The following is an 8544-nucleotide window of genomic DNA, read 5'->3' as shown; positions in this document are numbered from 1 at the left end:
GCCACGGCGTCCGCCGGCAGGTCGAACCCGGCGGAGGCGACGTTGTCCCGCAGGTGCGCGACCGACGACGTCCCGGGGATGAGGAGCATGTTCGGCGAACGCTGGAGCAGCCACGACAGCGCCACGGTGAGCCGGGAGACGCCGAGCCGTTCGGCGACGGCGTCGAGTGCGCCGGACTGGATCGGCGAGAACCCGCCGAGCGGGAAGTACGGCACGTAGGCGATGCCCCGCGCGGCGGTCGCGTCGACGAGGGCGTCGTCCTCGCGGCGGGCGACGTTGTACATGTTCTGCACGCAGACCACGGGGGCGATCGTCTGCGCCTCGGCGAGCTGCTCGGCGTTCACCGTCGAGAGTCCGAGGTGCCGGATGAGTCCCTGCTGCTGCAGTTCGGCGAGCGCCTCGAACTGCGGCGCGATGCTGCCCGGCTCGGGAGCGTCGAACCCGCCCATCCGGAGGTTCACCACGTCGAGCTGCTCGAGCCCGAGGTTCCGGAGGTTGTCGTGCACCTGCTCGACGAGCTCGTGGGGCTCGCGGGCATGGGGCCAACCACCCTCGGCGTCGCGGCGGGCGCCCACCTTCGTGACGAGGTGCAGGTCCTCAGGGTAGGGGTGCAGGGCCTCGCGGATGACCTCGTTCGTGACGTGCGGGCCGTAGAAGTCGGACGTGTCGATGTGGGTGATCCCGAGCTCGACGACCGTGCGGAGCACCCGGACGGCCTCGTCGCGGTCGGCGGGCGGGCCGAAGACCCCGGGTCCGGCGAGCTGCATGGCGCCGTACCCGAAGCGGGTGAGTTCGAGGTCGTCGGCGAGGCGGTAGGAGCCGCCGGGGAGGGTCGTGTTCGTCATGCACACCACGATGCGCGCCCGACGGCCCCGACGGCAGGCCCCCGGCGGCCCTGGGACCACGGGGACCAGGATCGGCAGCGGGCCGGTCCGTAGCATCGGGCACGTGGACGACAACACCCTCGGCGAGTACCTCCGGGCACGGCGCGCGCTCGTGCGCCCCGAGGACGCCGGGATCCGGGTGACCGGGGTGCGGCGGACGCCGGGGCTCCGCCGTGAGGAGGTCGCGACGCTCGCGGGCATCAGTGCCGACTACTACCTGCGGCTCGAGCAGGGACGTGACCGGAACCCGTCCGTGCAGGTGCTCGACGCGGTGGCGCGGGTGTTCGGACTCGACCAGGTCGCCCGCGACTACCTGCACGGTCTGGCGGGCGCCTCCCCCGCGCCCCGACGACGCAGCCGTCGCGCCGAGCGGGTCCCGACCGGGACGCTCCAGCTGCTCGACGTCATCGGGCTGCCGGCCTTCGTCGAGGACCGGGGCTTCGACGTCCTGGCGGCGAACGCCCTCGCCACCGAGCTCGCCCCGGGCCTGCGGGCGGGCGAGAACCGGCTGCGGACGATGTTCCTCGACGACGCGGAGACCGCGAGGTACCCCGACTGGCAGGAGCAGATGGCCGGGATGGTCGCGGCCTTCCGGGCGTCCATCGGCACCGACGTGCAGGACCCTGCGATCACGGCGCTCGTCGGCGAGCTGTCCCTCGGCAGCGAGGACTTCCGGCGCCTGTGGGCACGGCACGACGTCCGGCCGCTCGGTGGTGCTGCCGTGCGGATGTGGCACCCCGAGGTCGGCGACCTGGAGCTGCGGCGCGAGAAGCTCGGCATCGGGGGCACGGACGGGCAGCTCCTCGTGGTGCACCATGCGGAGCCGGGCTCGGCGTCCGCGCAGGGGTTGGCCGTGTTGGCGTCGCTCGCAGCCTCGCGGGTGGCCTCCCGGACCGAGGAGCGGGCGGCCGGCGGTCCCACGGACTGACCGCCAGGCGCCCGCACGGGCCCGCGCGGCCCGTCGTCGGGGTCCGGACCGGGTCGTTGCGGAACGACCGCACCGACGTCGAACGACAACGACCGCGTCGCTGCGTGTCCACGCCGACCACCCGCGCCTGCAACGAGCGACCGCACCGACGTCGTACGACGACGACCGCGTCGTTCGAGGACGGCGGCCCGGGCGCACGCCCTACCGCCGCGCGGGCTTCGGGAACGTCGACCGCATGTGGTCCGAGGTGAGGACGTCCCCGATCCCGATCATCAGGAGCGAGAACACGATCTGCTCGATGACCATCCAGAACGGGTAGAGCCCGGGGATCGCCGCGACGACGAGCGTGACGATCGGGAAGATCCGACTGAACAACCGCAGCCGCTGGTACGCCCAGTAGTAGCCGAGCTGCGCCCGCCACGCGAACACGTAGAGCGTCAGGGTGATGAGCAGCACGACGGTCGCCCGGAACCACACCGCCCACGGCACGGTCTCCCCCGCGCGCGTCAGGAGCACGGCGACGACGATCGCGGTGAGGCCCACGATCGTCTCCGCGACGAGCAGCCACCGGATCCAACGGAACGACCGGACGGTGTCGGGGTGCTCGAGCATGTCCTCGCGGATGACGTACCCCGCCTGCCGGCCGCCCGCGAGGCGGTCGAGCCGGAGCCGACACCACAGCCGGTCGGCGGTGGCACCGAGGCCGTTGCTGCGGAGGGTCACCAGACCATGGTGCCGCATCCGACGGGGCGGTCGTGCACCGCGCCTCCCGTCCGGTGCGGCGGAGCCAGCCTGGAGGCACGGCGCACGCCCGCCACGGATCGCGCCGGGCGCCGGATCCCCCGGATCAGACCGGGAGCAGCGTGGCCGTCGCGACCGTGCGGCCCTCCGCGTCCTGGAGTTCGAGCGTGGTGACCGGGTCGGGCAGCTGGTCGGCGTCCGCCGCCGTGAGGACGAACCCCACACCCCGCACGCCCGGTGTGACGCTGCCCAACTCGACGACGGCACGGTCGTCCCCCGTGAGCACGGCCCTGGTCGCGGTCCGAGGGAGCTGCGCGGCGCCGACGACGGTCACGGTCAGCGTGCCTCCGTCCGAGGCGAGCACCGCGGCGTGGCCGATCCGTCGACCGTCGACTGTTCGGAGCGCCCCTGCGACAGGCGGCACACGACGCCACCACGTTGCAGAGCCGAGCGCGTGGTCTCCTGTCTGCTGCTCCGGCTGGCCACCCTCGCCGTCCGTCCCGCCGCCGAGGCCGTTCGTCGGACGGAGCCATCCCGGCGCCGGCGACGCGATGGCCGCACCGGCCGGGGTGCTGGTCCCCGGGTTCGAGCCGTCCGGTGCCGCGCTGTCGTCGCGCGGGACCCCGAGGCCGAGCGCGATCAGCCCGACGGCCGCGACCGCCGCTCCCCCGACCAGGAGCCAGCGGCGCGTCATCGGACGCGGCGTCGAGGGCGACGTGGTCGACGGCGCCGGTGGCGCTGTACCGGGACGGTCACGCTCCCCATGCTGCCGCATCCGGCGTCCTGGTGCGTCGATCGGTCGACGGGTGCCCCACCTGCCTCGACGACGGGCAGGTCACCCCGACTCGACGACGGGCAGGTCACCCCGACTCGACGACGGCCAGGTCACTCCGCGAGGAAGAGTGCGGCCCCGCCCATGACCCGCCCGTCCGTCTCGGGATCGTCGGAGGCACGCTCGAGGACCACGGATCGCACGTCGGCCGGGAGGCGTGTCGACGCCGGGACGTCGATGACGACTGTTGGCTCGACCTCCACCGTACCGACGTCGACCGGCTCACCGCGCTGCGCCCAGTAGCCCCGGCGTTCTCCGACGACCGGTCCGGCCGAGAGCAGGACGCGCACTGAGCCGACCTCCACCGGCCCCTCGACGCTCGGCCACGCCACGTCGAAGTGGTCGATCCTGATCCGGAGTCCTCCGGCACCGTGGCGTGTGATCGTGACGTGCCCGGCGGCGTACCGGTCGATGGGGACGAGGTCGCCTGCGACGGGCGGGACGCGCTCCGCCCACGGCGCGGTCGGATCGACGCCGGCGCCGGCCGGGGTCCGTGCCGCCGCCGGTGTCGCCCCGGCGGTGTCCGGCGCGGGCGGACGCGACGACACCACGGCCCAGCACACCCCACCGACCACCAGAACGGCGACGCCCGCCGTCGCGAGCACCCGCTTCGGGGTGACGCGTCGGCGGGCATCGTCGGACACGAGCGGCCTCGGCTACCGCTTGCGGCGCTCGCGCACCCGCATGTTGACGTTGATCGGCGTGCCCGCGAAGCCCCAGACCTCGCGGAGACGACGGGTGATGAACCGGCGGTACTGCGGGTCGAGGAAGCCGGTCGTGAAGAGCACGAACGTCGGCGGCTGGCTCGACGCCTGGGTGCCGAACAGGATGCGGGGCTGCTTGCCACCGCGGACGGGGTGCGGGTGCTCCTGCACGAGCTCGGCGATGAAGGCGTTGACCTTGCCCGTCGGGATGCGAGTGTCCCACGACTCGAGCGCGGTCTCGAGCGCCGGCACAAGCTTCTCGAGGTGGCGACCGGTCCGGGCGGACATGTTCACGCGCGGCGCCCAGGCCACGTGCGCGAGGTCCTGCTCGATCTCGCGCTCGAGGTAGCGACGGCGGTCGTCGTCGAGCAGGTCCCACTTGTTGTACGCGAGGACCAGCGCGCGGCCGGACTCGAGCACGAGGTCGATGATGCGGAGGTCCTGCACGGAGATCGGCTCGGTGACGTCGAGGACGACCACGGCGACCTCGGCCTTCTCGAGCGCCGCGGTGGTGCGGAGCGAGGCGTAGAAGTCGGCGCCCTGCTGCAGGTGCACGCGCTTGCGGATGCCAGCGGTGTCGACGAAGCGCCAGACTCGACCGCCGAGCTCGACCTGCTCGTCCACCGGGTCACGGGTGGTGCCGGAGAGCTCGTTGACGACGACGCGCTCCTCGCCGGCGGCCTTGTTGAGCAGCGAGCTCTTGCCGACGTTCGGGCGACCGAGGATCGCGACGCGACGGGGACCGCCGACCTCCTGCTTGGCGACCGCAGAGGTGTCGGGCAACGTCTTCACGATGAGGTCGAGCAGGTCCGCGACGCCCCGACCGTGCAGCGCGGAGACGGGGTGCGGCTCGCCGAGGCCGAGGTTCCAGAGCTCGTAGGCGTCGAGGTCGCGGCGGTCGTCGTCGGACTTGTTCGCGACGACGATGACCGGACGGTCGGTGCCGCGGAGCATCTTGACGACGTGCTCGTCGGTGGCGGTGATGCCGACCGTGACGTCGACGACGAAGAGCACGGCGTCGGCGAGGTCGATCGCGACCTCGGCCTGCGCGGCCACGGAGGCGTTGATGCCCTTCGCGTCGGGTTCCCACCCGCCGGTGTCGACGAGCGTGAACCGCTTGTCGTTCCACTCGGCCTTGTAGCTCACGCGGTCGCGGGTGACGCCGGGGACGTCCTGCACGACTGCTTCACGGCGACCGAGGATGCGGTTGACGAGCGCCGACTTGCCGACGTTCGGGCGCCCGACGATCGCGAGCACCGGCAGCGCCGGCAGGAGGTAGGTGCCGTCCTCGCCGATCTCGGCGGCGTCGAGGAGTGCGACGTCCTCGTCGTCGAGCTCGTAGTCGTCGAGCCCGGCGCGGAGCGCGGTCGTGCGCTGCTCCGCCTCGGTCTCGTCGAGTTCGGCGAGCCGCTCGCCGAGGGCGCCGTCGTACTCGGGGAACTCGTCGTTCGCCGGGTTGTCGTTGTCCAGCTGGGCCATGGTGTGGGTTCCTCGCGTGCGGCCCGGTGGCCGCGGGTGATCAGTTCGTGGCCGTGCTTCGGGCCAGCTCGACGACCGCCTGCACGGTCTGGTCGAAGTCGAGGTCGGTGGAGTCGAGCGTCGTGACGCCGTCCGCGGCGTTCATGAAGTCGACGACCTTCGCGTCCGCGGCGTCTCGACGGGCGAGTGCTGCGGAGGTCTCGGCGGCCGACTGGGTCGTGACCTCGGCCGAGCGCCTGGCCATCCTAACCGACTCGTCCGCCGTGAGCAGGATCCGGACCTCGGCGTCGGGCGCGACGACCGTGGTGATGTCGCGTCCCTCGGTGATGATCCCCTGCGCGTCCGTGCGGCGCATGACCTGCCGGAAGAGCTGCACGAGCCGCTGCCGGACCTCGGGGAGCTTCGCGATGTGCGCGACCGCGGCGGTGACCTCGGGCGTCCGGATCGCGTCCGTGACGTCGGTGCCGTTCACCCGGACGAAGTAGTCGTCGGGGTCGGTGCCGATGTCGTAGTCGAACGTGTCCCAGCTGGCGAGCACGGCCGCGGCGTCGTCGAGGTCCACGTGCTGCTGCAGGGCGTGCCACGCCAGTGCACGGTAGGCCGCGCCGGTGTCCTGGTAGCCGAAGCCCAGTGCACGCGCCGCCGCCCGCGACACACTCGACTTGCCGCTGCCCGCGGGACCGTCCACCGCCACGACGAACTTCGCGACGAAGGCACCGTCGGGCAGGCCGGACGGGACCGGCGCGCTCGTGGAGCCCGGCTCGCCCCCGCCCTGGCCGTCGAGGCCGCCCGCGATGTCGCCGCCGCCCAGCGGACCGGGCTGGTCGCCGGGCGTGGGGAGTCCGGAGTCGGGTCCGTCGGGGCCGCCGGTCACGCCGGAGTCCTGCACCGCTCGGTTCGTGTCGTCGTTCAGGCCCATGCTGCTGCGATCCTCCATCCGCGACCCTCGAGTTCCTCGACGAGTCGCTGTTCCTGCTCGGGCACGACCGACACCTCGACGATGCCGATCTGCGCGCCCGGTGAGTGCTCGAGGCGCATGTCCTCGAGGTTGATGCCGATCTCCCCGATGAACGTGAGGAGCGCGGCGATCTGCCCCGGTGTGTCGTCGACGAGGACGACCACCTGGGCGAAGCGCTTGGTGGTGCCGTGCTTGCCCGGCAGTCGCTCGACCCCGCGGTTGCCGGCCGCGATCGCCTCGGCCAGGGCGCGGGGCGACCCTGAGCCGTGCGGGTCGTCGAGTGCGTCGAGCACCCGGTCGAGGTCGTCGCGGAGGTCGGCGAGCACGGGCCGGATCCGTTCGGCGTTCGCGCCGATGATCTGCACCCACAGCCCGGGGTCGCTCGCGGCGATCCGCGTGACGTCGCGGACACCGCCGCCGGCGAGGCCGAGCGAGCCGTCCGGGGCGTCGCGGAGGCGGGCGGCCATCAGCGTCGACACGAGCTGCGGCGTGTGCGAGACGTACGCCACGGCGAGGTCGTGCGACTCCGGGTCCATCGGCACGACGGTCGCCCCGAGGTCGAGCGCGATGTCCTCGACCACCGCGGCCTGCTGGTACGTGATGTCGTCGTGCCCGGCGATCACCCACGGCTGCCCGACGAACAGGTCGGCGCGGGCCGCTGTGGGACCGCTGCGTTCGCGACCCGCCATCGGGTGCGAGCCGATGTAGCGGGAGACGTCCGCGCCCGCTGCTCGGAGTGCCGCGAGCGGTCCGGACTTCACGCTGGCGACGTCGGTCACCACGGCACTCGGGTACGCCGCGAGTTCCCGTTCGACGACGGTGGCGACGACGTCCGGTGGGACCGCGACGACGACGAGCTCGGGGGCGTCGCCGTCGGCGGGGCGACGACCGGCTCCGTAGTCGACGGCGAGGGCCAGCGCCGCGGGCGACACGTCGTCGAGGACGACGTCGACACCCTTCTCACGGAGCGCCAGCCCGATCGAGGCGCCGAGGAGCCCCGCTCCGACGACGCGCACGGGTCCGCGGAGCCGCCGGTCGATGTCCGGTTCGGCGAGCGGGGCGTGGGCGTCGGTCACCCCGCAAGCCTACCGACGCCTCAGTCCGTGGACTCCTCGTCCGGGTCGCCCTGTGGAGAACCGGATGCGGCCCGCGCGATGGCGAGCAGCTTGCCGAGCTCGACCGTGGACAGCTCGCGGGTCTTGCCGATCGGCAGGCTCCCGAGGTGCAGCGGTCCGAACGACCGTCGGACGAGTTCGAGCACCGGGTGTCCGACCTCGTCGAGCATGCGACGGACGATCCGGTTGCGGCCCGAGTGGAGGGTGATCTCGACGAGCGACTCGCCGCGGCTGGACTCGAGCAGCCGGACCTTGTCCGCAGCGATCGGCCCGTCCTCGAGCTCCACGCCGTCGAGCAGCCGCTGCACGGTCGCCGGGTTGACGTTCCCGTGCACCTTCGCGATGTACGTCTTCGTCACGCCGAACGACGGGTGCGCGAGCACGTGCGCGAGGTCGCCGTCGTTCGTCAGGACGATCAGCCCCGAGGTCTCGGCGTCGAGCCGGCCGACGTTGAAGAGGCGCTCCTCGTACCGGTCGACGAACTCGGACAGGTCACGGCGGCCGCGCTCGTCCTGCAGGCTCGAGACGATCCCCACCGGCTTGTTCAGGACGACGTACCGCCTGGAGGTGTCGATCTGCACCGGCACCCCGTCGACCGCGATGGCGTCGGACTCCGGGTCAACCCGCCGTCCGAGGGCCTCGACGACCTCGCCGTTCACCGTCACGCGGCCCTCCACGATCAGGTTCTCCGCGACGCGGCGGGATGCCACGCCGGCAGCGGCGATCACCTTCTGCAGGCGCTCACCGTCGGCCTGGAGGCTCGGCTCGGCCCCGGCGGTCGCCGTCCCGTCCGCCGCGTCCCAGTCGGGGATGATCGGGCGCTCGGGCGTGCCCTCGAGCGGCTGGCCGTGCTGGTCGCGGGCGCCCTCCGGCTGCGGGGTCGTGCGGCGGTCGGTGCCGCGC

At 73.0% G+C, this 8544-nt stretch carries 9 protein-coding genes; 1 reads left to right on the top strand and 8 read right to left on the bottom strand.

Annotated elements, in window-relative coordinates:
- Nucleotides 1-845 (bottom strand): oxidoreductase (locus tag ACSW7Y_RS14310; protein WP_438126916.1); only part of this gene is annotated, 845 nt, incomplete at its 3' end.
- Nucleotides 846-948: 103 nt separating this feature from the next.
- Between ACSW7Y_RS14310 and ACSW7Y_RS14305 the strand changes: the two genes are divergently transcribed.
- Nucleotides 949-1812, top strand: coding sequence for a helix-turn-helix domain-containing protein (locus tag ACSW7Y_RS14305; protein ID WP_438126915.1), 864 nt, complete (start codon nt 949-951; stop codon nt 1810-1812).
- 201 nt (nt 1813-2013) lie between these two features.
- Here ACSW7Y_RS14305 and ACSW7Y_RS14300 read toward each other — a convergent pair whose 3' ends face one another.
- The 7 genes from ACSW7Y_RS14300 to ACSW7Y_RS14270 form a co-directional block, all read right to left on the bottom strand.
- Nucleotides 2014-2535: a hypothetical protein gene (locus ACSW7Y_RS14300; RefSeq protein WP_438126914.1), complete on the bottom strand. Its 522-nt coding sequence runs from the start codon at nt 2533-2535 to the stop codon at nt 2014-2016.
- 124 nt (nt 2536-2659) lie between these two features.
- Complete coding sequence (locus ACSW7Y_RS14295) at nt 2660-3247, bottom strand: hypothetical protein (protein ID WP_438126913.1); 588 nt, start codon at nt 3245-3247, stop codon at nt 2660-2662.
- A 191-nt stretch (nt 3248-3438) separates the two neighbouring features.
- Nucleotides 3439-4029: a hypothetical protein gene (locus ACSW7Y_RS14290; RefSeq protein ID WP_438126912.1), complete on the bottom strand. Its 591-nt coding sequence runs from the start codon at nt 4027-4029 to the stop codon at nt 3439-3441.
- Nucleotides 4030-4041: 12 nt separating this feature from the next.
- Nucleotides 4042-5568 (bottom strand): ribosome biogenesis GTPase Der, encoded by a 1527-nt coding sequence (gene der / locus ACSW7Y_RS14285; RefSeq protein ID WP_438126911.1) that lies wholly within the window; start codon nt 5566-5568, stop codon nt 4042-4044.
- Nucleotides 5569-5608: 40 nt separating this feature from the next.
- Nucleotides 5609-6295 carry a (d)CMP kinase gene (gene cmk, locus ACSW7Y_RS14280; RefSeq protein WP_438126918.1) on the bottom strand — a complete coding sequence of 229 codons (687 nt, stop codon included), beginning with the start codon at nt 6293-6295 and terminating at the stop codon, nt 5609-5611.
- A gap of 182 nt (nt 6296-6477) precedes the next feature.
- Nucleotides 6478-7602: a prephenate dehydrogenase gene (locus ACSW7Y_RS14275; RefSeq protein ID WP_438126910.1), complete on the bottom strand. Its 1125-nt coding sequence runs from the start codon at nt 7600-7602 to the stop codon at nt 6478-6480.
- A gap of 20 nt (nt 7603-7622) precedes the next feature.
- Nucleotides 7623-8378 carry a pseudouridine synthase gene (locus tag ACSW7Y_RS14270; protein WP_438126917.1) on the bottom strand — a complete coding sequence of 252 codons (756 nt, stop codon included), beginning with the start codon at nt 8376-8378 and terminating at the stop codon, nt 7623-7625.
- Between the last annotated feature and the right edge of the window lie 166 nt (nt 8379-8544).

The sequence above is a fragment of the Curtobacterium flaccumfaciens genome, from assembly GCF_051548005.1.
Classification (GTDB): Bacteria; Actinomycetota; Actinomycetes; order Actinomycetales; family Microbacteriaceae; genus Curtobacterium.
The sequence above is the reverse complement of the archived record's forward strand: the minus strand, read 5'-3'. Positions and strand labels throughout refer to the sequence as shown.

What these genes read in the sequence shown, in the direction of transcription:
- ACSW7Y_RS14295 (WP_438126913.1), bottom strand. Translation starts at nt 3,247, where the DNA reads ATGACGCGCCGCTGGCTCCTGGTCGGGGGAGCGGCGGTCGCGGCCGTC.
- der (WP_438126911.1), bottom strand. Translation starts at nt 5,568, where the DNA reads ATGGCCCAGCTGGACAACGACAACCCGGCGAACGACGAGTTCCCCGAG.